The 25604-nt window shown below is 56.9% G+C and carries 23 protein-coding genes; 8 read left to right on the top strand and 15 right to left on the bottom strand.

Translation table 11 applies throughout. The features are described from left to right. Nucleotides 1-96 precede the first annotated feature (96 nt). From OKC42_RS19550 to OKC42_RS19565, 4 genes are all read right to left on the bottom strand, one after another. Nucleotides 97-885 (bottom strand): hypothetical protein, encoded by a 789-nt coding sequence (locus OKC42_RS19550; RefSeq protein ID WP_204418965.1) that lies wholly within the window; start codon nt 883-885, stop codon nt 97-99. A gap of 25 nt (nt 886-910) precedes the next feature. Further along, nucleotides 911-1552: a TetR/AcrR family transcriptional regulator gene (locus OKC42_RS19555; protein WP_005333120.1), complete on the bottom strand. Its 642-nt coding sequence runs from the start codon at nt 1550-1552 to the stop codon at nt 911-913. A gap of 1 nt (nt 1553) precedes the next feature. After that, on the bottom strand, nt 1554-2741 hold the full coding sequence (locus tag OKC42_RS19560; RefSeq protein ID WP_270820688.1) for a patatin-like phospholipase family protein: 1188 nt from the start codon (nt 2739-2741) through the stop codon (nt 1554-1556). Between the two features lie 94 nt (nt 2742-2835). Beyond that, entirely contained in the window at nt 2836-3408 is a 573-nt protein-coding gene (locus tag OKC42_RS19565) for a phasin family protein (protein WP_005333118.1), read from the bottom strand. A gap of 248 nt (nt 3409-3656) precedes the next feature. Here OKC42_RS19565 and OKC42_RS19570 point away from each other — a divergent pair, with 248 nt between their 5' ends. Further along, on the top strand, nt 3657-5630 hold the full coding sequence (locus OKC42_RS19570) for an SDR family oxidoreductase (RefSeq protein ID WP_270820689.1): 1974 nt from the start codon (nt 3657-3659) through the stop codon (nt 5628-5630). A gap of 90 nt (nt 5631-5720) precedes the next feature. Here OKC42_RS19570 and OKC42_RS19575 read toward each other — a convergent pair whose 3' ends face one another. Beyond that, the gene (locus OKC42_RS19575; RefSeq protein WP_151286030.1) at nt 5721-6596 is read right to left on the bottom strand and encodes an esterase/lipase family protein; all 876 of its coding nucleotides are present in this window, start codon (nt 6594-6596) and stop codon (nt 5721-5723) included. A gap of 170 nt (nt 6597-6766) precedes the next feature. On the opposite strand from OKC42_RS19575, the gene OKC42_RS19580 reads away from it, so the two are divergent. From OKC42_RS19580 to OKC42_RS19595, 4 genes are all read left to right on the top strand, one after another. Then, the gene (locus OKC42_RS19580; protein WP_005333111.1) at nt 6767-7069 is read left to right on the top strand and encodes a YebG family protein; all 303 of its coding nucleotides are present in this window, start codon (nt 6767-6769) and stop codon (nt 7067-7069) included. A gap of 311 nt (nt 7070-7380) precedes the next feature. Further along, complete coding sequence (locus OKC42_RS19585) at nt 7381-8658, top strand: tyrosine-type recombinase/integrase (RefSeq protein WP_270820710.1); 1278 nt, start codon at nt 7381-7383, stop codon at nt 8656-8658. A 481-nt stretch (nt 8659-9139) separates the two neighbouring features. Further along, complete coding sequence (locus tag OKC42_RS19590) at nt 9140-9370, top strand: hypothetical protein (protein WP_270820691.1); 231 nt, start codon at nt 9140-9142, stop codon at nt 9368-9370. 546 nt (nt 9371-9916) lie between these two features. Continuing rightward, on the top strand, nt 9917-10186 hold the full coding sequence (locus tag OKC42_RS19595) for a hypothetical protein (protein WP_151286028.1): 270 nt from the start codon (nt 9917-9919) through the stop codon (nt 10184-10186). Between the two features lie 4 nt (nt 10187-10190). Here the strand turns inward: OKC42_RS19595 and OKC42_RS19600 are convergent, their stop codons facing one another. Further along, the gene (locus tag OKC42_RS19600; RefSeq protein WP_151286027.1) at nt 10191-10556 is read right to left on the bottom strand and encodes a hypothetical protein; all 366 of its coding nucleotides are present in this window, start codon (nt 10554-10556) and stop codon (nt 10191-10193) included. Between the two features lie 129 nt (nt 10557-10685). Between OKC42_RS19600 and OKC42_RS19605 the strand changes: the two genes are divergently transcribed. Both OKC42_RS19605 and fabA read left to right on the top strand, forming a co-directional pair. Further along, nucleotides 10686-12662 carry a Lon protease family protein gene (locus OKC42_RS19605; RefSeq protein ID WP_151286017.1) on the top strand — a complete coding sequence of 659 codons (1977 nt, stop codon included), beginning with the start codon at nt 10686-10688 and terminating at the stop codon, nt 12660-12662. A gap of 77 nt (nt 12663-12739) precedes the next feature. Next, entirely contained in the window at nt 12740-13300 is a 561-nt protein-coding gene (gene fabA / locus OKC42_RS19610; protein ID WP_005336586.1) for a 3-hydroxyacyl-[acyl-carrier-protein] dehydratase FabA, read from the top strand. 84 nt (nt 13301-13384) lie between these two features. On the opposite strand, the gene rmf is transcribed toward fabA, so the two are convergent. The 6 genes from rmf to OKC42_RS19640 form a co-directional block, all read right to left on the bottom strand. Next, nucleotides 13385-13564: a ribosome modulation factor gene (rmf, locus tag OKC42_RS19615; protein WP_005315693.1), complete on the bottom strand. Its 180-nt coding sequence runs from the start codon at nt 13562-13564 to the stop codon at nt 13385-13387. A gap of 158 nt (nt 13565-13722) precedes the next feature. After that, entirely contained in the window at nt 13723-15636 is a 1914-nt protein-coding gene (gene uup, locus OKC42_RS19620) for an ATP-binding cassette ATPase Uup (protein ID WP_151286016.1), read from the bottom strand. A gap of 74 nt (nt 15637-15710) precedes the next feature. Beyond that, entirely contained in the window at nt 15711-15941 is a 231-nt protein-coding gene (locus OKC42_RS19625) for a glutaredoxin family protein (RefSeq protein WP_113739534.1), read from the bottom strand. Further along, entirely contained in the window at nt 15941-18118 is a 2178-nt protein-coding gene (gene rlmKL, locus OKC42_RS19630) for a bifunctional 23S rRNA (guanine(2069)-N(7))-methyltransferase RlmK/23S rRNA (guanine(2445)-N(2))-methyltransferase RlmL (RefSeq protein WP_113739533.1), read from the bottom strand. Before rlmKL ends, OKC42_RS19625 begins: the two co-directional genes overlap by 1 nt. Nucleotides 18119-18257: 139 nt before the next feature. Further along, nucleotides 18258-18383 (bottom strand): type B 50S ribosomal protein L36, encoded by a 126-nt coding sequence (gene ykgO / locus OKC42_RS19635; protein WP_005336596.1) that lies wholly within the window; start codon nt 18381-18383, stop codon nt 18258-18260. After that, a complete protein-coding gene (locus OKC42_RS19640; RefSeq protein ID WP_005336598.1) occupies nt 18384-18647 on the bottom strand; it encodes a type B 50S ribosomal protein L31 in 264 nt (87 codons plus the stop codon). A gap of 156 nt (nt 18648-18803) precedes the next feature. Between OKC42_RS19640 and OKC42_RS19645 the strand changes: the two genes are divergently transcribed. Beyond that, entirely contained in the window at nt 18804-19040 is a 237-nt protein-coding gene (locus tag OKC42_RS19645) for a hypothetical protein (RefSeq protein ID WP_247822789.1), read from the top strand. Here OKC42_RS19645 and OKC42_RS19650 read toward each other — a convergent pair. From OKC42_RS19650 to OKC42_RS19660, 3 genes are all read right to left on the bottom strand, one after another. After that, nucleotides 19028-19564, bottom strand: a complete 537-nt coding sequence (locus OKC42_RS19650; protein ID WP_151286014.1) for a cell division protein ZapC — start codon at nt 19562-19564, stop codon at nt 19028-19030. The genes OKC42_RS19645 and OKC42_RS19650 overlap by 13 nt on opposite strands. A 90-nt stretch (nt 19565-19654) precedes the next feature. Next, nucleotides 19655-20665, bottom strand: a complete 1011-nt coding sequence (gene pyrD / locus OKC42_RS19655) for a quinone-dependent dihydroorotate dehydrogenase (protein ID WP_139733235.1) — start codon at nt 20663-20665, stop codon at nt 19655-19657. A 77-nt stretch (nt 20666-20742) separates the two neighbouring features. Beyond that, on the bottom strand, nt 20743-25581 hold the full coding sequence (locus tag OKC42_RS19660) for an NAD-glutamate dehydrogenase (protein ID WP_270820695.1): 4839 nt from the start codon (nt 25579-25581) through the stop codon (nt 20743-20745). Between the last annotated feature and the right edge of the window lie 23 nt (nt 25582-25604).

A 25604-nucleotide genomic window follows, 5' to 3' on the forward strand; every position in this document is an offset into this window, starting at 1 on the left:
GTGACAGCGTAGCCAACCGGACTGCACCCATCATAAAAGAGGCCAACCCGCGGGTTGGCCTTTTGTTTTACTACCTCTTACTGGCAGGAATGGCGGTTAATCCTCCAGCTCCTCGCGCGCCGCCTCCACATCGAGGCGCTCCATGGCATCCATGGGTTCGCACTCGGCCGCTTCGGCATAGAGGGCTTCGGCGGCTTTCAGGCGGCTCTTGCCGTGCAGCATCACCTGAGCGTTGGCGTACTCCATGCGGGCGATAGCCGAGTCGGGGATCAGCGCCAGCGCCTCCTTGAAGTGACGCTCGGACTCCTCCTTCTTGGCGCCATAGGTGAGGCCGCCGATCATGGCCCCCAACTTGTCGACGATCTCCGCATGCCAGGCACCAAAGGCGATATGGGCCTCGGCGTGATCTGGTGCCAGACCCAGCGCCTTCTCAAGGCTTGCCTTGATCTTGTCGCCAATGCCTTGCGAGAGGGCCTTGGAGATGGAAATGACCTGACTGTAGCGACCGAGTGCCAGCGCGTGGAAATACCAGGCGTTGGCGTTCTTGGGCTGGCGTTTTTGCAGCTTCTCGGCATGGCTGGCCGCCCGCTCGAAGGCGGCGCGCTTGGCATACTTGTCCTCCAGCAGGTAGCTGGCGTGGATCACCAGTGCCTTGTTTGCCACATTGAGGCCCGCCTCACCGGCCGCTTCACCAAGAGCGACGGCTCGGGCAAAATCCCCGGCATGATAGGCCCGCCAGGCATCCTGTACCTGTTCATCTTCGGGCCAGGGTTCGGCATCCCCCTGATGGAGACGATCCCAGTTGTCCGCCAGCTTCTGGCCAGCATAGTCATAGGCCGCATCCGCGTAGGGGAAGGGGACAAATTCGAGTTGTGAAGTGGTCATGCTTGTTCTCCCTGTAGCATGTGAATCAAACCTTGTCGGTGTAGTGGTGGGCGAGGGCGCCCAGATGAGCGCGGGCATCGGCCCGCAAATAGGGTGCGACCAGCTGCATCACCTGAAAGACGCCGAGAGCAATATCGGCGTCCGCCTTGGGGTGCAGTGCCCGCTGGTAAGAGATCCAGAATGTGCCCACCAGCGCCACATTGGCCGCCAGCGTGCGCATCTGTTGCGCCGTGCCCTCCATCAGCCCGACCGTTTGCAGATGGTTGCAAATGGCGATGGCGGTCTGCTCCTTGCGGCGCAGCAGGGCGGAAAAGCGCTGTTCCACCTGATGATAACCACTCATCAGGGTCGCGATATCGTAGTAGAGGAAACGGTACTGCCAGATGGCTTCAAACATCAGGTGGAGAAAGAGCCAGATATCTTCGGGCTCATCGGACGGGGAGCTGACCGCCTCCAGCAGGCGATCCATCTGCTGTTCAAATTCGCAGAACAGGGCGTTGATGATCTCCTCCTTGTTGTGGAAGTGGTAGTAGAGATTGCCCTGGCTGATCTCCATCTCGGCCGCAATGGCCGAGGTGGTGACGCTGGGTTCCCCTTGTCGATTGAAGCAGGCGAGGGCAGTGGTCAGGATCCGCTCCCGGGTACGACGTTTGGGTTTGCGATCCATGCTACTCCTTTGGTGATGAACGGCGCACGCCGTGGCGATAGCGTTTGGCAAGCCAGTGCTGCAACTGCTCCAGCGACTTGTCGAGGGCGGCGACCGAGCCAATGCCGGGGGCCAGCAGGGTGCGATCTTCATCGGCCAGCGCGGCCAGATTGAGCTCAAGGCCATGCTTGGCCAGCACCGGCGCCAGCTCGTCACGGCGCTGCCAGAGATCGCGGCGGGTATGCTGATAAGCGTGCTCGCAGAGACGGCGACGATCCCGGTAACTGAACACATTGGTGAAGAACATCTCGCCATCGGCAGAAGAGGGCTCAAACAGCAATGCGTCAGCATCGGGATATTGGTGCTTGTAGCGATCCATCCCCACATGCATGCGGGAGTGGATGATGGCGCGAAAAGTCTGGGCCAGTACCACCGGCAGACCGCTGTCCACCAGATTGGTCGGCGCGCCGGCGGCCATGTCCGCATCATAGGGCACCAGCGGATTGATGCAGAACACCAGATCCGCTCCCTCTTCCAGCGCTACCGAAGCGTGCAGAGTCTTGATCAGCGCCCCGTCCACATAGTAACGCCCGTTAATCAATGAAGGGGGAAAGAGGCCGGGCAGGGCGGCCGACGCCTGTACCGCCGCCGAGATAGGCACGTCATCGAGCCCCGGGCTGCCGAAGGCGACCGGATGGCAGGTATCGAGTTCGGTAGCGACCACAAACAGTCGGCTGCGCAGCTGGCGAAAATCGTTGCTGCGGCCGGGACGAGAGAAAAACTGGGTCAGGGTGCGATCCACCCCGCGGTTGTCGAACAGTCCGGTCGGAATGGCCTTGGAGAGCCCCTGCAGCGATTCAAACAGGCTGCGCTTCCAGGGCGCAGCCAGATAGTAGGTCAGGCTCTGCCACGCCAGCGGCGGGATCGAGGTCAGGCGGTCGGCATATTCACGAAAGGCGGGGCGCAGCAAGGTGGCCGGGTCAAACATCTCCCCCGAATCATCGCTGAGCAGGATCCGCACCAGCTTAGCCGGCGAGATACCGTTGGCCAGCGCCGATGCCACCACGGCCCCCGAACTGACGCCAACATAGATGTCGGCATGGTCAAGGCGCAGGCCGTTGATGCTGTCAGAGAGGGCTGCGCAGGCACCGATCTCGTAGATGCCGCCGAGCGGCCCGCCGCCAGCAAGGGCAATTGCGATGGTACTCATAGCGTCGCCTCTCTATCCATGACATTCACCATGACAAGACCGGCCCAGCGCAGGGCATGGGCCGGTATCAATCACCTTCCGTCACCGCGAGGGATCAGGGCAGGACGCTCTCTGCTTTGGCCTTCACCTCTTTCACCGCATCTTCCGCAGCGGAGAGGAGATCTGCGGCCTGCTCAACCACGGCCTCTTTAGCCTTGGCTACCGGTGCCTTTTTTACCGGAGGCTTGCGGGCAGCGGGCTTTTTGGCGGCAGCCGGTTTGGCTTCAGCGGCAGGGGCTTCCTCTTCCTGTGCATCCAGCAGTTGCTGGACCACGTCGGTCAGCTCGGCCATGCGCTTGGAGAGCTTATCGATATCCTTGCGGGTCGGAATGCCGAGGCTGGCCACAGCGCGGGCCACGCGATCTTCAAACACCTGCTCCAGACGACCCCAGGTATTGGCGGTCTTGTCGGTCACAGCGGCAATCTTCTCATCTGCGCTCTGACGGGTTTTTGCTTGCAGCGCTTCGCCTTCCTGCACCAGCGCTTCAAAGATCTTGCCACCCTCTTCCTGCGCCTTGGCATAGGCACCCAGACCCGCCAACCAGATCTGCTGGGTGGACTCCTTGATGGTGGAGGTGAGTTGGTTGTCGGTCACTGACCCTGCCAGCGCTTTCAATTTCTTAGCCATGATCTTCTCCTTGAATAACGACAGTTAAATGTAATGGCGACAACGAAACTGCAATCGGGTTGTGGCATTACTGATTTTTCAACTTCAGTCTAGGGACAAAAAATAGAGGGTTCTACCTAATAACGGAACAGGCACACCACCGAAATTAGGGTTTGCTCACGAACCGACAATCAAATTGCGGATTCCCATATGAATCGTGATATATCTAACAACCTAGTAACACCCTAATCAGTAGCAGGATTCTCTTTATGAACTATTTCATTACTGGCGGTAGTGGTTTTATCGGGCGTCGATTGATCAAAAAGTTATTCCAACAGCATCCCGACTGTATCGTCTATTTTCTGATGCGCGCCTCTCATCAGGATAAATTGCCGGAGTTATTTGCATTCTGGAATGTGGATGAATCGCGCGCAGTCCCGGTTTTTGGTGACATGACGCAACCGCTGCTGGGGGGGGCGGTCGAGATGCAGGAGCAGTTGATCGGCAAGATCGACCACTTCTTCCATCTGGCTGCTATCTATGATCTCAACGCCAAGGCCGGGATCCAGCAGCAGGTCAACACCGAAGGGACCCGTCAAGCCGTTCAACTTGCCGAGCGGCTGGGGGCGGGGCAGTTCCATCACTGCAGCTCCATCGCTGCAGCGGGCCTGTTTGACGGTCTGTTTCGCGAGGACATGTTCGATGAGGCCGAACACCTCGACATGCCTTACTTCCAGACCAAGCACGAAGCGGAAGGGATTGTGCGAAATGAGTGCACCATTCCGTGGCGCGTCTACCGCCCGGGCATCGTCGTCGGTGACTCCAACACCGGCGAGATGGACAAGATCGACGGCCCTTACTACTTCTTCAAGACCATTCAGAAACTGCGTCGTCTGCTACCGCCCTGGATGCCAGCCATCGGAGTTGAGGGCGGGCGCATCAATATCGTGCCGGTTAACTTTGTGGTCGATGCCATGGTGCATATCGCCCATCAGGAGGGAGAGGAGAACAAGACCTTCCACCTGACCGACCCCAACCCGATGCGGGTTGGCGACATGCTGAGCACCTTCTCCCGCGCCGCCCATGCGCCGGAGCCTGCGATCCGCATCAACGCCTCTCTCTTTAACTTCATTCCCCGCCACCTGACAGCCATGCTGATGACCATGGCGCCGGTGCGCCGCATCCGCGATGCCGCCATCGCCGATCTGGGTCTACCCAAGGATGTGTTCCGCCTTATCAGTTATCCCACCCGGTTCGACAGTCGCGAAACCCAGCGGGTACTGAAAGGGACAGGCATCGAAGTACCGCCGCTGCACAGCTACGCCTGGCGGTTGTGGGATTACTGGGAGCGTCATCTCGACCCGGAGCTCTTCATCGATCGCACCCTGCGTGGTCGGGTAGAGGGCAAGGTGGTGCTGGTGACCGGGGCAACCTCTGGTATCGGCCGTGCAACCGCGCGCAAGCTGGCGGGTGCGGGGGCCAACGTCGTTACCATCGCTCGCGACGAGCAGAAGATTGCCGAGACTAAAGCCGAGTTTGCCGAGCTGGGGCTGACCATCGAGATCTATCAGGGGGATCTCTCCAATCTGGCGCAGGCCGAGGAGATCACCGCTCGCATCGTGGCCGATCACGGTGGCGTCGATATTCTGGTCAACAATGCCGGCCGCTCCATCCGCCGCTCCATCGAGGACTCCTTCGATCGCTTCCACGATCTGGAGCGCACCATGCAGCTCAACTACTTCGGTGCGCTCAAGGTGATCATGGGGGTACTGCCCACCATGATTGAGAAGAAAAAAGGGCACATCATCAACATCTCCTCCATCGGGGTGTTGACCAATGCGCCGCGCTTCTCCGCCTATGTTGCCTCCAAGTCGGCCCTTGATGCCTGGGTGCGTACCGCAGCCTCCGAGTTTGCCGATAAAGGGGTGAGCTTCTCCATCATCAATATGCCGCTGGTGAAAACACCGATGGTCGCGCCGACCAAGGTCTATGAGCAGGTGCCGATGATGACGCCGGAAGAGGCGGCCGATCTTGTGTGTGATACCATCATCAACAAGCATGTGCGACTGGCCACTCGCCTCGGGGTGTTTGGTCAGGTGGTGCATGCCCTGGCACCACGCGTCGCCCAGGTGATCATGAACACCAGCTTCCGCACCTTTGCCGATCCCAAGGATGGCGACAAGTCCAAGGCGACCGCCGATCAGGTTGCCGTCTCGACCCTGATCAAGGGGATCCACTTCTAACCGGATGATGGGATAAAGAGATCAACAGGGGCCTGAGCAATCAGGCCCCTGTTTTATTTGGAATAACAGTTGAAGGACGAATAAGGAGGATCAGACTCGGGACAGCAGATCAAGCAGCAGATCAGTCGTGCGGCTGGAGTAGAGCAAAGAGAGATGGCCAATGGCGGGCAACTCGATATCCTCCATTCCCACCAATCGTTGCCGCTCTTGCGGCATCACCACATTGTCGTGACTGGTGCGCACTGAGATGCCGGGCACGCAAAGCGGCACCGAGGCAAAACGCTGCAACCAGCCGGAACCGGGCTCCATCTCGCGGGCATTGGCCCCAAGCCCAAGGGCGGCCAGCTGACTGCCCTGATGAGGCGTAGCCAGCGTGATCAGGCGTGCGACCTTGTCACCACCATGGATAGCCAGATAGTCGCGGCAGACCAGCCCCCCCATGCTGTGACCGACCAGCACCAGCTTGTCAGCCCCGGTTTGCGCGAGCACATCGTCAATTCGCTTGGCCAGTAGCGGCACCATCTCATCGATATGACCAAATGGTGGCATCAGGGTAATGGTGGCGACCACATGGCCTGCAGCCTCCAGTCGGGCGCGCTGGGTGTGCCAGATCCCGCGACTGCAACCGTAACCATGCACCAACAATACGGGGCGCTGGCATGGCCGCAGCCGATCGGGTGCCATTAGCAAAGGCTCGAACGGCAGCAACAAGGTGAAGGTGTAAAGGTAGGCCAGCATCTCCTGCGCCATCATCTTCACCCTGCGCCAGGGGCCGATAGCCGGGGAGGGGTAGAAACGGGTAAACAGCCAGCTGCCGAGCACCACCAGACAACGCAATCCAAGCAGGGCAAACACGACAAACAGCAGGGTCAGCAACCAGGGGAGTCCCACGACCAAGTGGGCGATACTCCCGAGGAGCAGCACCTCTACCATCAGCAGGATAAACAGGTGTCGTACGATCGTCATAAGGCCATGATCCGGCCAGTCAGGCGTGGAAGTCAAATGGCACTTTGAGACAGCTTGATCCAGCGCGGCTTTTGTCGCTAAACCCCGGCGAACTCTTTTCCGATCAGGTTATTTGCAACGCTGTATATCCATACATATACTCTATCCATCATCACCAAGAGGAGGCCATCATGGCTGTCGAGATCAAATATGTGGTTGTTCGTGGGGGAGTGGAAAAAATGACCTTTGCCAGCAAAAAAGAGGCCGATGCCTATGACAAGCTGCTGGATACGGCCGATGAGTTGATGACCCTGTTGGCTGGCGCCCCGATCGAGCTGGCGCCAGAGCAGCAAGAGAGTCTGGCATTCTACCTGGCAGAGCAGCGCGATGTGTTGCAAACCCTGCTGCGCGGCGGCAAGGTTCAGGCAGGCACGAAAGAGGAAGAGGCCCCAGCAGCCAAGCGCAAGGAGAAGCCACTAAAGCAGGTGGCCTGATTGCATAGACCTGCTATTTCTCGGGATAAATAGCTCGCCGCATTCACTTCATTTGCATTTAAAACCATTTTTACGGCTATTTACCCCGAGAATTTTTTAACAGCGGTGCATATCCAATGCATAACTAAATAGCGTGCATCACTGAGCGACACTTAATCAGCAACAACAAGAGGTAGTACCAATCCCAACAGAAGCCGCATTCATCTATCACGAGCCCTTTTCTAGCAACTCGGCTCACAGGCTCATATCGATTCACCTCAGCATCAACAAGCAACACCATGACTCAACAACCATTATCCTTGCCGCCAGCTATGCCGCTGTTTGACAGCCTTATCTATCTAGAGGCCGGTAACCCACAGGTCAATCAGTACCTTGCCAACCTCAGCCTCAACGATGTACCCGATGCCGGGCTGGTTTACGAACTGGCGGTCGATTGGCTGCTGGAGCAGCGCAACAGCGAAAACAACTACAAAACCTATCGCAGCGAACTGACCACTTTTTTGCACTGGTGCTTTCGCGAGGCGGCCATCAGCCCGAAAGATCTCACTCGCCGCATCATGATCCGCTATCTCGACTACTGTCAGTCGCCCCCTGACGAGTTGATCGCCTATCGCAACGTGGCGCAGTTTATTCTCGACAAGGAGTGGGGAGAGCGGTTGCCCAACCCGCAATGGCGACCGTTTCTCGGCAAGCGGGAGCTGGGCCGCACCTTGCCCTATCGCCTGAGCGAGCAGGCGATGAAGACCAAGCTCGCCATCTTGTCGGCCTTCTTCCAGTTCCTGATCCAGGAGGAGTACATGGACAGGAATCCCGCTCTGCTACTGCAGCGGGTCAAACGGCCGCAACAGCAGGAAGCCGATGATCAGGTGCAGGCCTTCAGCGAGTTGCAGTGGTCATATGTGATGCAGGCCGCCGACACCCTTGCCAACGACCATCCGGAGCAGCACGAGCGCAGCCGTTTTCTCACCATTCTGATGTATGCCTGTTATCTGCGGATCTCTGAGGTTGCTGCCCGGCCGGGCTTTACACCTGTGATGGGGCAGTTCAGGCGGGATCGTAAAACCGGCGTCTGGGGCTACTTTATTCCGCAAAGCAAGGGGGGCAAACGGCGTACCGTGGCGGTATCCCAAGCGCTGTTGGCGGCACTCGAACGCTACCGCCGTTTCCTCGGTCTCTCTCCCTTGCCGAGACCGGATGAACAGACGCCACTGTTCGTTCGTCATAAAGCGGCAGCCCACGGCCGCGAGCAGGGCGAGCTAAACGCCAATCTCGGTATTCGCCAGTTACGGGATTTGATCATGGTGATCATCGATAAAGGCGCAGAATTGGCAGAGCAGGATGGATTTGCCCAGGATGCAGCCGAAATGCGGCAACTCTCTCCCCATGCGATCCGCCATACCGGGATCACCCATGACATCAACCTGCATGGGCGGCCGCTCTCCCATGTACAGGCCGATGCCGGGCATGACAGCATCGACACCACTTCGAAATACCTGCACACCAGCAACAGTGAACGACATGAGAGCGCCCAGCAAAAGCCGCTGGACCGATTGAACCAACACGTGAGAGATAACATTCACAAGGGCTAACGAACAATGTGACATGACCCTGATTTGTATTGACTGCTCTTAGAACACAGAATGGCTTGTTTGGGGTGTCATAGAAGTTGGCTCGGCAATGTTGTACTTCTCTGGATGACAATCGGTTCAGGAAATATTTTTGGCTCACATGGATGATTCAGAACAGGCACCTTGCCATCTGCGGCATACATATTTATCCCGTAGCAGAGAAGCAAAAAACGAAATTGCTTGCTGAAACAACGAGAACACCCGATGCCGAAAGCTAAGTAACATGCCGGAAGCAGTCATATTCGGTTGAACAGCGCCTTGTTATCACACTTGCATATCCAGTCATTATTGGTGATGTTGATGTCAATATTAACGAGATACCAAGGAGCAGGTATGCAAGTGGCAGTGGTGGAAAAGACCTTCAGGATCGTTGGCAAAGGGTCGCTCATGGCCCAGTTCACCCTTTATCTCTTCAGGCACACTGCATATCTGGTTTCCGGATGTGGGCCTGCAGATGGAGGCCCACTGCAAAGAGTTGCGTATCGAAGATTGCACCATTATCTATACCAATGGCCTCCATCATGGCCAGCCCAGAGCACTCTGGTCCTTAACCCTCCATCCCGACGATATGAACGAGCTCAAACGTATATTGCTGCAATTCAACAGCAACCTCTACTTGACCTGCTGGCCACCCACATTGGCCATCGCCAAACGTGCCTTGAATATGAATTGACCCAACTTCCAAAAAAGTCGCAATTATGTCAGCCACAACAATAAGCCGTGAGGATTAAGGTGGGGGGAATCTATTGCGATAGTCGGCATTTTTATGGCTTTTTTACAAGAAGGAGTATCAATATTTCGAGAGAAAGACCTCTCAAGTAGGGGACAGATATTTCCAAGAAGATTCACGGTAATGACGATGGTTATAACGGTGAAAATCAAACATAACGCTCAATTAGTGAGGGGGATTCCGCACAACGTATTGATTTAATAGTGGACTCTTGTCTCAAAATAGGACATTTCGGTGATGTGGGGCAGGGCGGTTGACTGTGTTATTCTGTTGTCGCTGCAAGAGCATCTGCGGAGGAATCAACCAGATATTGTCTTTCTGCTTTGGGCAGTCAGATCGCTGGAGGTCTGTATGCAGCCTCGATCCTGATCGATTTCCGAACCTTTAAGCTAAGGAAAAAGCTGCGGGCTACTGCTTTGAACAAGCCTTGTTATCTCTCACAATGATGCCGATAACCCCATTTATCGGCATCGGCTGAAAAGGTCAGGCATGTCCGAACATCAAAAAGATCCATTGATTCAGCTGCTGGAATTGTCCATGGCAGATATAGAACAGGGGCTCACTTACAGCCTGTCTGAAGCACGGTCAGCTCTTGCTCAGCGCAGTTCTAGATCAGAGCCGTCAAATTCACGTGACTTGAATGGTTTCTTTGATACCGAACCGGCATCCCCAGATTTCCTGACTGAGCGCGAGGATGTCATCACAGTGCGTGGACCAGACCTGGAAGAAAATTCGTCAGAAGCTGCTCCTGATGAGTAATTCTTTATTGTTCAGTTGATTTCGGTGACTTGTCGGATGCATCCCAATCCCAACCGATTTCGTCAGGATCGACCTTGGCCAGTAGCTCCGGCAGATAATTCTGACGCTCTAAACCCACATCGGTTCCCCAATCTGTTTCACCTGGTGACGTGGCATTGGGGTCACTCTGAGCCAACAGTTCTTCCAGTGTGTAGCTCGGCTTGCCATCATCGCACAGTTTGGCGCGGGCACGTTCCACATCATCAAACGCCGCAGTCAGCAGCGCCGGATCACCATCTTCAAGGGCTGCCTGCAGATAGGCAACCATATCGGCCTCGGTGGCCAAGCCGTCAGCCACATCAAAGCGGCTCCATTGCTCAGTTCTCTTCATTCAGTCCTCCTGCATCCATAATTGCGCATAATGTATATTATGTTAAATGGAATATCTTGTTTCCTGTCACCACTTATTGAACTGTGTATAATGGCAACAATTGATCCTATCTTCGACCGGATGTCTTAAGTGGCTGAATTAACATCAGAACAATTAAAACCCGCTTTTGCGATTGAACAGTTCCCCAAGCTCAGCGAGCTTGAACCTATCCCCTTTGCTGCGCTGCAACCCAGAGCCATTTCCGGCATCAAACGTCTTGCCAGTTTTGATGGTGACTGTCCGGTCATGCTGCTCAACGGATTCCCCGGCGCAGATTACGAAGGCGTTTGCCAGACGCTGATTGCCGACTCTAATGGCAAGGATGGTGACCTGTTTGATCTCTGCTACACCGAGAATCTGAACAACCCCTACAAACCTATCTGGCTGCGCCTGCAACCGGGCACCGGCGTCGAGTTTTGCGAAATGGTTGGCGAGCTGCTCAAGCTGTTGAGCCACCATCTCGATGCCGAACGCATCGTGACCCGCATCATGCGCAAGCAGAACAATGATCCGAAAATCGATGATTTCCTCTCCGATCTGGCGGCTCACGTGGCATTGGGTCTGGAGTTCCAGCACCCCATTCTGATCAATCTGCTGATCCACCACGAAGCGCAGGAAGCGCCGGTGATTTATGGCCGTGATCTCAACTGGGATACCCTATTTGGCTCCATCAATTACCAGACCGAGCAAGGCTCTGTCTATGCCAACCAGCACCTTTTGGAGCCCGGCTTGCTGCGCGAAGCCAACGGCGGTTACCTCATTTTGCAACTGGATGAGCTGCTGGATCAGCCACACCTCTGGTTCAAGCTGAAAAATGCCATGCAAAAAGGCGAGCTGGACTGGAACGCCTATCAGGAAGGGAAAACCCTGACCCCCTTCTTCGCGCCTGAAGCGACCCCCATCAAGCTCAAGCTGATCCTGGTCGGTGACCGACTGGACGTGGCCGAGTTCCAGATGCTGGATCGGGATATGTCCGAGCGCATCTTCCTGCGCGCGGATCTGGTGTCAGAGGTGAATATTGAAGAGGGTCTGCAGGAATTTCTGCAGTACCTGGCTTGGCTGCGCCAGCGCTGGAGCCTGCTGGACTTCACGCCAGCCGCCCTCGCCGCCCTTTGTCGCCATGCCAGCCGCCTCTGTGACCATCAGGAGTGGTTGTCGCTCTCCGAAGTGCAACTCTCCGCCATCATGCGGATGGCTGACAGTCTGGCCCGGGAGCTGGGAGCCGAGGTGGTCACCGACGAGCATATCCGTGGCGCACTGGAGGAGCAGGATTACCGCCTCAACTATCTGGTTGAGCAGTCCGATCAAGGGGTTATCGACGGCCAGATCCTGCTGCAAACCGATGGCGAAGAGATTGGGCAGATCAACGGCCTATCGGTCATTCAGGTCTCCGGTCACCCTTATGATTTCGGTGAGCCGGTGCGCCTCACCGCGACCGTACACCTTGGTGATGGCGATGTGGCGGATATCGAGCGCAAAGCGGAGCTGGCCGGTCATATCCACGCCAAGGCGATGATGATTATCCACGGCTATCTCTCCAACAAATTTGGCGCAGAGAACCCCTCCCCCCTGTCGGCCAATCTGGTGTTTGAGCAGTCTTACCACGAAATTGATGGCGACAGTGCATCCCTGACCGGCTTGTGTGCCCTGCTCTCTGCCCTCGCCCGCCAGCCTATCTATCAGCACTTCGCCGTGACCGGTGCGGTCGATCAGTTTGGCAATGTGCAGGCCGTTGGTGGCGTCAACGAGAAGATTGAAGGCTTCTTCCGGGTGTGCAAAATCCACGGCATCACCGGCAAGCAAGGGATCATTTTGCCGGGCACCAACATCCAGCAGCTGAACCTCTCTGACGAGGTGATTGCAGCGGTTGAAGCAGGCCAGTTCCACATCCACCCGGTGGATCATGTGGAAGAGGCCATCGAGTTGCTCACTGGCTGTGTCGCCGGTGAGCCTGATATGCCCGATACCCTGTTTGGCCGTATTCAGGAGCGGTTGGACGAGTTGAACGGCTCCACTGCCAAAGTCGGACTGCTGCAATCCCTGCTGGGGCGCCTGTTTGGCCGCTGATGAAGTGATCGGAGTTGTTTAGCGAACAACTGTAAGCTAAATTGGCTCGGCTTTGACCCATTTGAAGGAAATACCGCGTGACCGTAGACAATACCACCATGGAAGCCCGCCTTTCCCTGTGCGAACAGGGCAAGAACTCTTTTACCCGTGAAGAGCTGCTGGCTTGCAGCCGTGGCGAACTGTTTGGTGAGGGTAACAGTCAGCTGCCTGCCCCCAACATGTTGATGATGGACCGCATCGTCAAGATCAATGACAACGGCGGCGAACACGGCAAGGGCGAGATCCTGGCTGAGCTCGACATTACTCCGGATCTCTGGTTCTTCGATTGCCACTTCCCGGGTGATCCTGTGATGCCTGGCTGTCTCGGTCTGGACGCCATGTGGCAGCTGGTTGGCTTCTTCCTTGGCTGGAAAGGTGGCCCCGGCAAGGGTCGTGCTCTGGGCGTAGGTGAAGTGAAATTCACCGGCCAGATCCTGCCGACTGCCAAGAAAGTGACCTACAAGATCACCTTCAAGCGCGTCATCAACCGCAAGCTGGTGATGGGGATTGCTGATGGTGTGGTCGAAGTCGACGGCCGTCCGATCTACAGCGCCACCGACCTGAAAGTGGGCCTGTTCAAAGATACTACCGCATTCTGATCTCTCTGATTGGTGGTAAAACAGCATTAACGCAAAGGGGCCACAACGGCCCCTTTCCTTTTGTAATGAGTGATGAAATACCTGCTACTTCATGAAGAGGCCTGAGCCCCGCCCTTCCATGGCGTCACGCCAACCACCAAGCCAATGCCCTCGGGCATCCAGGCATTGATACGGACACGCTTCTTTCTGTTTGCCGACCACGCCAGCCTGATAACCACGAGCACGAGCTCTTTCCAGACGGTCCCGCTTCTGTCTCTTCATCATCTACGACCCTCTTCGTGGAACAAAAAAAGCGACCAATTCTGCATCGGTCGCTTTCATCTTTACTCCTGCGAGCGCACTCGGTCAAACAAAAACTTCCACCCTAACCGGGCTATGTGACACAAGGCACTGAACTGGATTAAGTTTTAATTACAGGGAACTTACTCCTGATTTTTGAGTCCTTCCAGCTCTTCCCAGCGAGCAAATGCCTGTTCCAGCGCGGCTTCAGCGGCATTGAGCGCATCCAGTTTCGGCTGGGTTTTATCTGCCGGCAGCGAGAAGAACCCAGGCTGGTTGATCTCGCTTTGCAGCGCATCCAGCTCGGCTTCCAGCTGCTCAAGACGAGCAGGCAACCCTTCCAGTTCAAGCTGCAGCTTGTAGGAGAGCTTCTTGCTCTTCTTCGGCGCTTCTGGCGCGGTGGCTACGACTGGCTCGGGCGCCTTGACCGGTGCACTCCTGGCCTGTTGCTGGGCATTCTGCTGTTCGCGGGTCGCCATCATGTCGGCGTAACCGCCCACGTAATCGCTGATGCGGCCATCCCCTTCAAACAGCCAGCAGCCGGTCACTGTGTTGTCGATGAAGCGACGATCGTGACTCACCAGCAGCAGGGTACCGGGGTAGTCGGAAAGCAGCTCTTCCAGCAGTTCCAGAGTCTCGACGTCGAGGTCGTTGGTCGGTTCATCGAGGATCAGCAGGTTGCTGGGCTTGAGGAACAGCTTGGCCAGCAGCAGCCGGTTCTTCTCGCCACCGGAGAGCGCCTTTACCGGCGTACGGGCCCGCTTGGGCTCGAACAGGAAGTCCTGCAGGTAACCGAGGATATGACGGGAGCGGCCGCGCACCATCACCTCCTGCTTGCCCTCCCCCACGTTGTCCACCACGGTCTGCTCGGGATCGAGCTGCTCGCGGTACTGATCGAAGTAGGCCACCTCCAGATTGGTGCCCCCCTTGACGGTGCCACGGGTCGGCTCAAGCTGCCCCAGCAACAGCTTGATCAGGGTCGATTTTCCGCAGCCATTGGGGCCGACCAGCGCAATTTTGTCGCCACGCAGCACTTGCAGATCGAGCCCCTTGAACAGGGTGCGATCGCCAAAGTCGAGCCCCAGCCCTTCGGTCTCGAACACCAGCTTGCCGGAGCGATTGACTTCATCCAGTTGCAGTTTGGCCTTACCCTGCAGCTCGCGGCGCTGGGAGCGCTCCATCCGCATCGCCTCAAGGGCGCGCACCCGACCTTCGTTACGGGTACGGCGAGCCTTGATACCCTGACGAACCCACACCTCTTCCTGGGCCAGCTTGCGGTCGAACTCGGCATTTTTCAGCTCTTCAACCCTCAGCCACTCCTCTTTCCCCTGCAGATACTCGTCGTAGTTGCCCGGCCAGGAGGTGATGGCACCGCGATCGAGATCGATGATCCGGGTGGCCAGCTTGTGGATGAACTCCCGATCGTGAGAGATAAAGACGATGGCGCCGCGAAAATCCTTGAGGAAATCTTCCAACCAGTTGATGGCTTCGATATCCAGGTGGTTGGTCGGCTCATCGAGCAGCAACAAGTCGGGATCGCAAGCCAGCGCACGGGCCAGCGCCACTTTGCGAAGCCAGCCGCCGGAGAGGCTGTCGAGGGTCACGTCAGGATCCAGCCCCAGCAGGGTCAACACCTGACTGATACGGGTCTCGAACTGCCAGCCGTTCTGATAATCGAGCTGCTCTTGCAACTCGCTCATCTTGCGAATGTTGGCATCTGACGGATCGCTCGCCAGCTCCATGGAGATGTGGTGGTACTGCTTGAGCAGTTCCCCCACCCCCGCCAGCCCTTCGGCGGCATAGTCAAACACCGTCAGCTCGCTGGAAGCAGGCGGATCCTGCTCAAGGCGGGTCACTTTCAAATCTTGTTGCAGCACCAGACGCCCGTCGTCCAGCGGCAATTCGCTGGCAATGACCTTCATCAGGGTGGACTTGCCCGCCCCGTTGCGGCCAACCAGACAGAGGCGCTCGCCCCGCTCGATGGTCAATTCGGCATTGTCGAGCAGCGGGAAATCACTGAACGACAGACATGCGCCGTGCAATGTTAAAAGAGCCATGTGTGTTCCTTATTTCATATGAAAAAAACGGGCAACAGACTGGGTCTGCCCCCGTTTCATCGTCAAATCACAAATCAACCCTGACGAGCGAGCCAGCCTTTGAGCTCCACTAGCGTGAAGGGCCAACCCAGCTCGCGGCCAGCCTCGTCACGCAGCACCGGAATGCGCACCCGATAGGCGGCAAGCCACAGCTCATCATCCATGATGTCGCACTGGCGGGTGGAGGTGGCAAGACCAGCCTCCTCCACCAGCGCCCAGGCCTGTTCGCACAGGTGGCAACCGTCGGTATGAAACAGGGTCAGCATCACGCCTCGCCTTGCTCCGGCGCATGGGTGATGATCCAGCAGTTGTGGATGTGCTGGTTACGTTCGAAATCCTTCGGTCGCGTCTTCTGGGTGATGTTCTGGGCCTTGAGACCAGTGGCCTCGAGACCGGCCAGATCCATCTTGAAGTGACGCTTGTTGTTGGAGAAGACCAGAGTGCCGTCCGCCGCCAGCAGGCGCTTCAGGTGCTGCATCAGCAACAGGTGATCGCGCTGTACGTCGAAGCTCTCGTCCATCCGCTTGGAGTTGGAGAAGGTGGGCGGATCGATGAAGATGAGGTCGTACTGATCATCTGCTTCAGACAACCACTTCAGGCAATCGGCCTGCACAAACTTGTGCTGACGGCCCACCAGCGAGTTGAGACGCATGTTGTCCTGCGCCCAGTTCAGGTAGGTGTGGGACATGTCCACCGTGGTGGTCTCGCTGGCACCGCCAAGACCTGCGTGCACGGTGGCACTGCCGGTGTAGGCAAACAGGTTCAGGAAGCGCTTGCCCTTCGCCATCTGACCCAGCATGCGGCGAGTCTGGCGATGGTCGAGGAACAGGCCGGTATCCAGATAGTCGTAGAGGTTGACCCACAGCCGGGCACCGTACTCCTGCACTTCCATCCGGTGCTGCTCTTCGGAGAGCTTCTGATACTGCTGTTTCCCTTCCTGACGCTCGCGCACCTTCAGGATCACCTTCTCGCCATCCATGCCGGTCACCTTGATGGCGGCCTGAACCATGTCGAGCAGACGTTGACGGGTCTTCTGGGCGGGGATGTCCTTGGGCGCGGCATACTCCTGCACCACCAGATAGTCCTGATAGCGGTCGATGGCGGCGTTGTATTCCGGCAAGTCGGCATCATAGATGCGATAGCAATCGATCCCCTCTTTGTTGGCCCACTTCTCGAGGGTTTTCAGATTCTTGCGCAGACGGTTGGCAAAGTCCTGTGCGACCTCTTTTTGGGAAGCCACGGAGTCCAGTGCGATCTGGTAGTTACGCAGCTGACACTCGAGGGCGCCGTTGAACAGGCGATATTGCTTGTCGGCGCGCAGGCGCAGACAGCTAAGCAGCTCGGGCGATGCGGAAAGAATGGAGACTTTCCAACCCTGGAAGCTGCGACGCAGAGCATCGCCCAGCGCCTGGTGCACTTCCAACAGCGCCGGGAACTCGCCAAGACGCTCGCCATAAGGCGGGTTGGAGATCAGCATACCGACTTGGCGAGCCTCCCCTTCCACAGTCGGCATCGGCAGTGGGTTTTCCAGCTTGGTGACATCGGCTTGCTTGAAGGTGATGAGATGGGCCACACCGGCCGCTTTGGCGTTGTCGCGCGCTTTGAGCAGCACTCGGCTGTCGGCATCACAGCCAAACAGTTTTACTTCGCAACGTTGCATGCCGCGTTTGGCGCGCACTTGCGCTTCCATCATCAGGCTCTGCCACAGCTCACTATCGTGCTGCAGCCAGCGATCGAAACCGAAGCGCTCGCGGCGCAGCGCCGGCGCCATGTCGGCGGCGATAAAGGCCGCTTCAATCAGCAAGGTACCTGAACCGCACATGGGGTCCATCATGGGCTCACCTGCCCAGCCGCTACGGGCAATCATGGCGCAGGCCAGGTTCTCTTTGAGCGGTGCTTCACCGGTGCCTTGACGATAGAAACGCTGGTGCAGCGCCGGGCCCGACAAGTCCAGCGTGATATTGGCCTTGCCCTTGCCCAGGTGCGCCATGATGCGGATATCCGGCGACTTTTTGTCCACGTCCGGACGCACATGACCGCGCTTGGTGAAGCGGTCGACGATGGCATCCTTGATCTTCAGCGCGCCATATTGGGTATTGCGAATGGCAGGGTTGGTGCCGGTAAAGTCCACCGCGATGGTGGCGGTTCCGGAGAAGTGCTCTTCCCAGGGGATGGTGTGGGCGCCCAGATAGAGATCCAGATCGTCGTTCATCTGGAATTCGGAGAGCACCAGCACTATACGGGAGGCAAAACGGCTCCACAGGCACGCCTTGTAGCCAATCGCCAGTTCGCCTTTGAAGTGGACGCCAGCCACGGTCTCACGGACCTGCTCTGCGCCCAAGGTGGTCAGCTCGTCGGCCAACAGGTTTTCCAGCCCCTTGGGGCAGGTTGCAAAAAATTCTTTCATCACGCTCACGGGGAACCCATAAAAATAGTGCCGCATTATACCTCATCAGGCGGGCTGGAGCATGCAAAAGTCGGCGCAAACGGCAGGATGGAAACAGATTGATAGGTGGCGAAAAGGTAAAAGGCCCCATGACTACCCGATGGCGAGATCATGGGGCCAGACATCATTTAGCGGATCACTTCATACGGGCCTTGAAACGGGGATTGCTTTTGCAAATCACGAACAATTTTCCCCGACGACGCACCAACTGACAATCGGGATGGCGCGCCCGTGCGGATTTGAGTGAACAGACGACCTGCATTCAGGACTCCTTCTTGCTTGAAAATGCGCCAAAGCGCTTGTTGAAACGGGCCACACTCCCCTCACTCGATACCTGCTTCTGCTTGCCGGTATAGAACGAGTGCGACTGGCTGGAAACATCGAGCGATACATAGGGATACTCCTTCCCGTCTTGCCACGTATAGCGGCGATCGCTCTTGATGGTTGAACCGACCAGGAAAAAGGCATCTGCCGCCGTGTCATGGAACAGCACCAAACGATAATCAGGATGAATATGAGGCTTCATAGCAACTCCATTTTGTTATGTTATAACAAAATGTAAGTGAGAATAGCTCTCGTTTCAAGTATAAAATGTCGTATGAAGAAAATCGCTTCAGTGAGCGATGTGTTGACACTGAGGTGGAGGCACTACACAAGCAGAACGAAACAAGAGGGAGACACCATGCTTGCAGCACGGAAGACCAAGATACTGCGTGGGTTAGAACACAAGGTGCAAGTGACTGTAACAAGCCTCAAGAGAGGCTGGATCACAACCATGAAGATCAATGAGAATGTGCAAGATGTTCGCGGATCAATGAAGTATCAGAAAAGAGGCGCGATTGAGGTGACAACAGTAAAAACAGGCAGCGGTGTAATCACAGAGATAAAACGATTGATGAAAATATATCAACTAACCTGACGATATTGCTCGGTCACGGTAATACGCGGTTTCATCCGGTTATTCATCACCTTGATCACCCCGAAACGCGGCAAGGTTTTACTGGTGGTCAATACCAGATCGGCAGTGAGGTTCAAACAGACGCTAGCCTGATCCCCTGACTCAATGACCATAAATTCGCCGTTGCCATGAGGTGTATTCATCAGGACCAGATCACCGTTTTGCGGGATCACTTGCGGATGCTGTTCACTAAAAAACCAGCTTTGCGGCATCAGGGGTTTATAAAAACGACTGACCGCGATGGCATTAAGCACCAACTGAACCTGATGCGGAATACTCCACTCAAGTTCGGCTGCTTTATCCATCAACTGATAATAGAGGGCGGCATCATCAACACAAAAAGGCTGGGTTGCAAATGAGCTGGGCACCAATTGTCGCCCTTTATACTCGGTAGCAAATAACATGTTATCAGACAGGTCCAACATCAGACGGTCACTCTGGGCATCATAGTGCCATTGCCAGCTATCGGTCGGTTGGATAAACATGTTGGAGCCCTTACTTGATAATTACCAGTTGACTTTATTCCATATGCAGGAAATCAGCAACGTCAAATAAAGGGCTCCGCCATCTATTTCTTAAATATTGGTCACAATCTCTTTGACCAGCCCCGGCCCTTTATAAATAAAGCCGCTATAAATTTGTACCAGACTGGCACCGGCGGCCAATTTTTCACGGGCGGCCATGGCACTATCAATACCACCCACCCCGATAATTGGCAGAGCACCATTGAGCGCCTTGGCCAGATGGCGGATCACCTCGGTACTCTTGTGCTGCAGCGGACGCCCACTCAGGCCACCCGCTTCACCGGCGTGGGGCATGTCATAAATCATCTCGCGCTCGAGGGTTGTATTGGTGGCGATAACCCCATCAATACCATTCCGTACCAGCGAAGCTGCCACCTGATCTATTTCCTCAAGGCTCAAGTCAGGGGCAATTTTAACCGCCAGCGGCACATACTTTTTATATTTGGCGGCCAACTCTTGCTGGCGCACCTTGAGGGCGGCCAGCAATTCATCCAGCGCCTCGCCATATTGCAGTGAACGCAAACCCGGGGTGTTGGGGGAAGAGATATTGACGGCAATATAACCGGCATGGTCATAAACCTTGTCCATGCAGATCAGGTAATCATCCTTGCCCTGTTCGATGGGAGTGTCTTTGTTTTTGCCGATATTAATGCCGATGACTCCCTGATATTTGGCCTCTTTTACCTTGGCCACCAGATGATCCACCCCCTTGTTGTTGAATCCCATCCGGTTGATGATCCCCTCTGCCGGGATAACCCGGAACAGGCGCGGCTTGTCATTGCCGCTTTGGGGTCTGGGGGTGACGGTACCGACTTCGATAAAACCAAATCCCATGGCGCCCAGCGCGTCAATGCACTCACCATCTTTATCCAGACCGGCCGCCAATCCCACCGGATTGGCAAAAGAAAGCCCCATGACAGTGACGGGGCGTTTCGGCAAATTCTGGCGGAAGAAACAATCGAGTGGCGTACCGAGAAGGCGGGGCAAATATTTCATGGAGAGATCGTGAGCCTGTTCCGGATTGAGTTTGAACAGGAAATGCCTGGCGATGGGGTACAACATCTTTGCTCCTTAAAGAAAGCCCCGGCAACTGGCCGGGGCTTTGGGTGTAATGTCGGTGTCATGCCTTAATCTGGCAATTAAAGTGCCCGACAATTCAACTGGAGCAGGTTCAACTCTCGCAAGGCCACCGAGAACTTGGCGAACTCGTGGGTACTGGTGGTCTTGAAGTCGGCCAACATATGGGTCCAACGGGACAAGAGTTGCTCATGCTCCGAAATCCAGTCGGCCAGTATGGTAGCGCATTCTCCCTGATCTTTGCACCCTTCCAGTACCACAGAAGTGAGACTGCGTTGCTGCCAGTCAAGATCTTCGCGGAAGGAGGCTCGCGCCATCGCCTGCCAGTGGTTGCCGACTGGCTGATGGTTGATCTGATCAAGGAACCAGTGCAGATCCAGTTTGGCACCGAGGCGATAGTAGACATTGGCGGCGCGCAGGATATCGGTCTTGTGCTCCGCGGCAATCTGCGCCAGATCCAGGCTGGAGAAGAGGCTGCTCATATGGGCGACCTGACGGGCAATGGCCTCCGGCACCTGTTTCTCCATCCACTTGGCAACAGCCTGACGATGCTCGGCCACTTCGCTCTCATCCATCACCTCGTAAAGGTGTGTGCCGAGGGTCTCGAACGCAGGACGGAAGAAGGCGATGTTCTCGCTGATGCTCCAGCTGCGATTGCGGGCGCGCAAGAACCAGCGGGTGGCACGGCGCACGATGCGGCGGCTGTAGAACATCAGCTCGAGCTGAGTCTGGGCATCCACCAGGTTGTCGCACCCTTCGATATCGCGCCACAGCTGGTTCATGCCAAACACTTCGCGGGCCATGGCGAAGCAGCAAGCCACTTCGGCGACCGAGGCACCGGTCTCGTCCTTCATCCGGCTGGCGAAGTTGAGCCCCATGTCGTTAACCAGCATGTTGGCCACCCGGGTAGCGATGATCTCGCCGCGTAGCGGGTGATCGGCCAGCTGGGCACCAAACTGCTGCTGTACTTTGGCCGGGAAGCTGGTGACCAGCATGTTGGCGAGGAAGGGCTCGTCGGTCACTTCCGGGCAGTTGAGCTGCTCTTTCAGCACCATCTTGCCGTAAGCCACCAGCACCGCCAGTTCGGGGCGGGTCAGCCCCTGCCCTGCCGCCATCCGCTCGGAAAGCTCCTCATCGGATGGCAGGAACTCCAGCGCACGGTCGAGCTTGCCTTCCCGCTCCAGCCCCTGAATAAAGCGCTGTTGCTCTTTCAGTTGTTCAGAGCCGCGGAAGCTGGTGACCGAGATGGACTGGGACTGGCGATAGGCGTTAGTGATCACGATCTGCGCCACGTCGTCGGTCATCTCGTAGAGCATCTGGTTACGTTGCTTGAGGGTCAGATCCCCTGCCGCCACCAATTGGTTCAGCAGGATCTTGATGTTCACCTCGTTGTCGGAGCAATCCACCCCGCCCACGTTGTCGGTAAAATCGGTGTTGATGCGACCGCCCTGACTGGCGTACTCCACCCGGCCGAGCTGGGTAAAGCCGAGGTTGCCCCCCTCACCCACGATACGGGCCCGCAGATCGCGACCATTGACCCGCAATGCGTCATTGCTGCGATCGCCCACTTCCCCATCGCTCTCGCGAGCGCTCTTCACATAGGTGCCAATGCCGCCGTTCCACAGCAGGTCGACATTGAGGCAAAGCAGCGCCTTGATCAGCTCGTTCGGGGCCATGCTGGCCTTGTCGGTGCCGAGCAGGGTCTGCATTTCCGGGCTGAGCTTGATGGATTTGGCCGAGCGCAGGAAGATGCCGCCCCCCTGTGATATCAGCTCACGGTTGTAGTCATCCCAGCTGGAACCCGGCAGATCGAACAGGCGCTGGCGCTCGACAAAGCTCTTGGCCGCATCCGGGGTCGGGTCAACGAAGATGTGCATGTGGTTGAACGCGCCCACCAGCCGGGTGTGCTCGGAGAGCAGCATGCCGTTGCCGAACACGTCCCCCGCCATGTCGCCGATCCCGACGCAGGTAAAATCGGTGGTCTGGCAGTTGACGCCAATTTCACGAAAATGCCGTTTGACCGACTCCCAGGCACCACGGGCAGTGATGCCCATCTTCTTGTGGTCGTAACCGACCGAGCCGCCGGAGGCGAATGCATCGCCGAGCCAGTGACCGTATTCGAGGCTGATCTCGTTGGCAATATCCGAGAAGGTGGCTGTGCCCTTGTCTGCGGCGACTACCAGGTAGTAGTCATCCTCATCGTGACGCACCACGGATTTGGGCGGGATCACCTCGCCGCCGATGATGTTGTCAGTCACATCGAGCAGACCTCGAATAAACAGACGATAACAGGCCTTGCCCTCCTCCTGGATGACGGCACGGGGCGCCCCCACCGGCATCTGTTTGCAGTAGAAGCCGCCTTTTGCCCCCACCGGCACAATGACGGTGTTCTTCACCTGCTGGGCTTTCACCAGACCCAGCACTTCGGTACGGAAGTCCTCCTTGCGATCGGACCAGCGCAGGCCGCCACGGGCTACCTTGCCCCAGCGCAGATGTACCCCTTCCACTCGCGGCGAATAGACGAAGATCTCGAATTTCGGCAACGGTAGCGGCATGTCGCTAATGCTGGAGGGGGCCAGCTTGAAGGAGATGTAGGGCTTGATGTTGCCCGCCTTGTCCAGCTGGTAGTAGTTGGTGCGCAGAGTAGCATCGATCATCTCCACATAGCGGCGAATGATGCGATCGTCGTCCAGGTTGGCCACCTGATCCAGCTTGGTGGCAAGCTCCTCGTGCAACTTGGCTTCTGCTTTGGCATCCTGCTTGCCAGCCGGGTCGAGGCGCTGCTCGAACAGGGTAAACAGCAGCTGGGCGATATCAGGGTAACGGGTCAGGGTCTCTTCGATATAAGACTGGCTGAAGGAGACGCCGGTCTGGCGCATGTATTTGGCATAGGCGCGCAGCACCGAGACCTGACGGCCGGTGAGACCCGCCCCCAGCACCAGCCGGTTGAAGCCGTCATCTTCCAGCTGCTTGTTCCAGATGGCAGCAAAAGCCTGCTGGAAGCGCTGCTGGCTCTGGGCCAGATCAAAGGGCTGCTCGCCATGCAGCAGCATGGAGAAGTCGAGGATCCAGAACAGATCGCCCCCCGGAGTGCGAACCTGATACGGGGTCTCACCGATCACCCGCAGCCCCATGTTCTCCAGCATCGGCAACACATCGGAGAGGTGAATGGGTTCGGTGCGGTGGAACAGCTTGAGCCGTACCCGACGGTCGTTCTCCTCCTCCTGCGCGCGGTAGAACAGCATGCCCAGCGGCTCGGCTTCGCTCAGGTTATCGAGCGCCATGATATCGGCCACGGCCGAGCCCGGCAGCACATCTTCTTTGTAAGCGCGAGGGAAGGCAGTGCTGAAACGGCGGCGCAGCTCGTTGCCACGGGCCTCACCATAGTGGGAAAGCAGCACGGAATCGAGTCTGTCGTCCCAGCTGCGGGCCGCTTCAATCAGGTTGTTCTGTACTTCGTTCACATCCACATCCACGTTGTTGTTGTTGACCCGCACTATGTAGTGGGTCCGCGCCAGCACGCCTTCGGTGAAGTAGACGTTGAACTCCACCTCTTCGTTGCTGCCAAAATACTTCTGCAATATTTGCTGGGTCTTGATCCGCAGCGCCGTGTTGTAGCGCTCCTTGGTGACATAGACCATGCAGGAGAAGAAACGGCCGTACACATCGCGGCGCACGAACAGCCGCAGCATGTCCCGCTCCTGCATCTCCAGCACCCCAAGACCGGTGGCCAACAGCTCCTCTTCGCGGGCCTGGATCAGCTCATCGCGCGGGTAGGTTTCCAATACGTTCAGCAGCGCCTTGTAGGCGTGGGATCCCTTCTCGTGACCGGAGGCAGCCATGATGCGTTCGAGACGATGGCTGATGAGCGGGATCTGGGTCGCGCTGGTGTTGTAGATGGAAGAGGCGTAGAGGCCGATGAAGCGATCTTCCCCCACCACCTTGCCGTGCTCGTCAAAGCGCTTGATGCCGATGTAATCCACATAGGCCGGGCGATGGACGCGAGACTTGCTGTTGGATTTGGTGAGGATCAGCAAGTCAGAGCTCAGGGCGGCGTGACGAGCGCTGGCTGGCATGTTGCCAAGACGCTGGCCCACCTCCTTGATGGAGTTCTTCATCAGACCGAGGCTGGAGCTGGCCTGCGGCAGGATCTCGTGATCCCCCTCCACCGCCTTGACGTCATAACGGCGATAGCCCATCAGGGTGAAGTTGTGGGCAGCCACCCATTTGAGGAAAGCGACGCAGGAGGCTACCTCCTCCTTGCTGGCCGGACTCTTGCGTTTAGGCAGCTCGTCGATGATCTCATTGAGCTTGGTCAGCATCGGCTGCCAGTCGCCGACCGCCAGCGCCACTTCACCGGCCACCGAGTTGAGCTCGGCAGCCAGCGCAGCCATCTGCTCCTCGCTGGTGAGGTGATCGATCTCGATAAGGAATGCCGTTTCAACCGAAGTCTGCCCGTCGGTGTTGTCGAGCGCCAGAATGGCGTCAATCTTGCCATCCGCACCACGAATCAGGTGCAGCGGTTGGTGCAGCATCATGTGGGCGGTGATATTGAGTCGCTTGAGCGCCATCCGGATGGAGTCCACCAGGAAGGGGGAATCCTGCAGGATCACCTCGACAATCGTATGGGGGGACTGCCAGCCGTGACGGGTCAGCTCGGGATTGTAGACCCGGATATAGGGATCGGTGCCGGTACGCTGATTGAGGGCATTCCACAAGCTCAGGGCCGCGCCGTAGAGATCGCTGTCATTGCGATCGTGCAGATCGGAGCTCGCCATGTTGCCGTAGAACTTGGCAACGAAGCGCTCGACCAGAGAGGCACTGTTTTTGGGCAACTTCTGATGGATCAGGCTGAGAACGTTTTCGAGCAGAACTGAGGTAGGGGCGTCTTTCAATGCCATTTTTATATTCCTTATCGGACGAC

The sequence above is a fragment of the Aeromonas sp. Y311-2 genome, assembly GCF_027706025.1.
Taxonomy (GTDB): Bacteria; Pseudomonadota; Gammaproteobacteria; order Enterobacterales; family Aeromonadaceae; genus Aeromonas; species Aeromonas veronii.

Coding starts and splice junctions, on each gene's coding strand:
- OKC42_RS19565 (WP_005333118.1), bottom strand. CDS start 3,408: ATGGCTAAGAAATTGAAAGCGCTGGCAGGGTCAGTGACCGACAACCAA.
- OKC42_RS19600 (WP_151286027.1), bottom strand. CDS start 10,556: ATGAAGAGAACTGAGCAATGGAGCCGCTTTGATGTGGCTGACGGCTTG.
- OKC42_RS19660 (WP_270820695.1), bottom strand. CDS start 25,581: ATGGCATTGAAAGACGCCCCTACCTCAGTTCTGCTCGAAAACGTTCTC.
- OKC42_RS19595 (WP_151286028.1), top strand. CDS start 9,917: ATGTCCGAACATCAAAAAGATCCATTGATTCAGCTGCTGGAATTGTCC.
- OKC42_RS19580 (WP_005333111.1), top strand. CDS start 6,767: ATGGCTGTCGAGATCAAATATGTGGTTGTTCGTGGGGGAGTGGAAAAA.
- uup (WP_151286016.1), bottom strand. CDS start 15,636: ATGGCTCTTTTAACATTGCACGGCGCATGTCTGTCGTTCAGTGATTTC.
- OKC42_RS19575 (WP_151286030.1), bottom strand. CDS start 6,596: ATGACGATCGTACGACACCTGTTTATCCTGCTGATGGTAGAGGTGCTG.
- OKC42_RS19640 (WP_005336598.1), bottom strand. CDS start 18,647: ATGAAGCCTCATATTCATCCTGATTATCGTTTGGTGCTGTTCCATGAC.
- OKC42_RS19625 (WP_113739534.1), bottom strand. CDS start 15,941: ATGCTGACCCTGTTTCATACCGACGGTTGCCACCTGTGCGAACAGGCC.
- OKC42_RS19570 (WP_270820689.1), top strand. CDS start 3,657: ATGAACTATTTCATTACTGGCGGTAGTGGTTTTATCGGGCGTCGATTG.
- OKC42_RS19650 (WP_151286014.1), bottom strand. CDS start 19,564: ATGTTTATCCAACCGACCGATAGCTGGCAATGGCACTATGATGCCCAG.
- OKC42_RS19560 (WP_270820688.1), bottom strand. CDS start 2,741: ATGAGTACCATCGCAATTGCCCTTGCTGGCGGCGGGCCGCTCGGCGGC.
- OKC42_RS19555 (WP_005333120.1), bottom strand. CDS start 1,552: ATGGATCGCAAACCCAAACGTCGTACCCGGGAGCGGATCCTGACCACT.
- rlmKL (WP_113739533.1), bottom strand. CDS start 18,118: ATGCGGCACTATTTTTATGGGTTCCCCGTGAGCGTGATGAAAGAATTT.
- pyrD (WP_139733235.1), bottom strand. CDS start 20,665: ATGTTGTACCCCATCGCCAGGCATTTCCTGTTCAAACTCAATCCGGAA.
- ykgO (WP_005336596.1), bottom strand. CDS start 18,383: ATGCAGGTCGTCTGTTCACTCAAATCCGCACGGGCGCGCCATCCCGAT.
- OKC42_RS19585 (WP_270820710.1), top strand. CDS start 7,381: ATGCCGCTGTTTGACAGCCTTATCTATCTAGAGGCCGGTAACCCACAG.
- OKC42_RS19550 (WP_204418965.1), bottom strand. CDS start 885: ATGACCACTTCACAACTCGAATTTGTCCCCTTCCCCTACGCGGATGCG.
- OKC42_RS19645 (WP_247822789.1), top strand. CDS start 18,804: ATGCTTGCAGCACGGAAGACCAAGATACTGCGTGGGTTAGAACACAAG.
- rmf (WP_005315693.1), bottom strand. CDS start 13,564: ATGATGAAGAGACAGAAGCGGGACCGTCTGGAAAGAGCTCGTGCTCGT.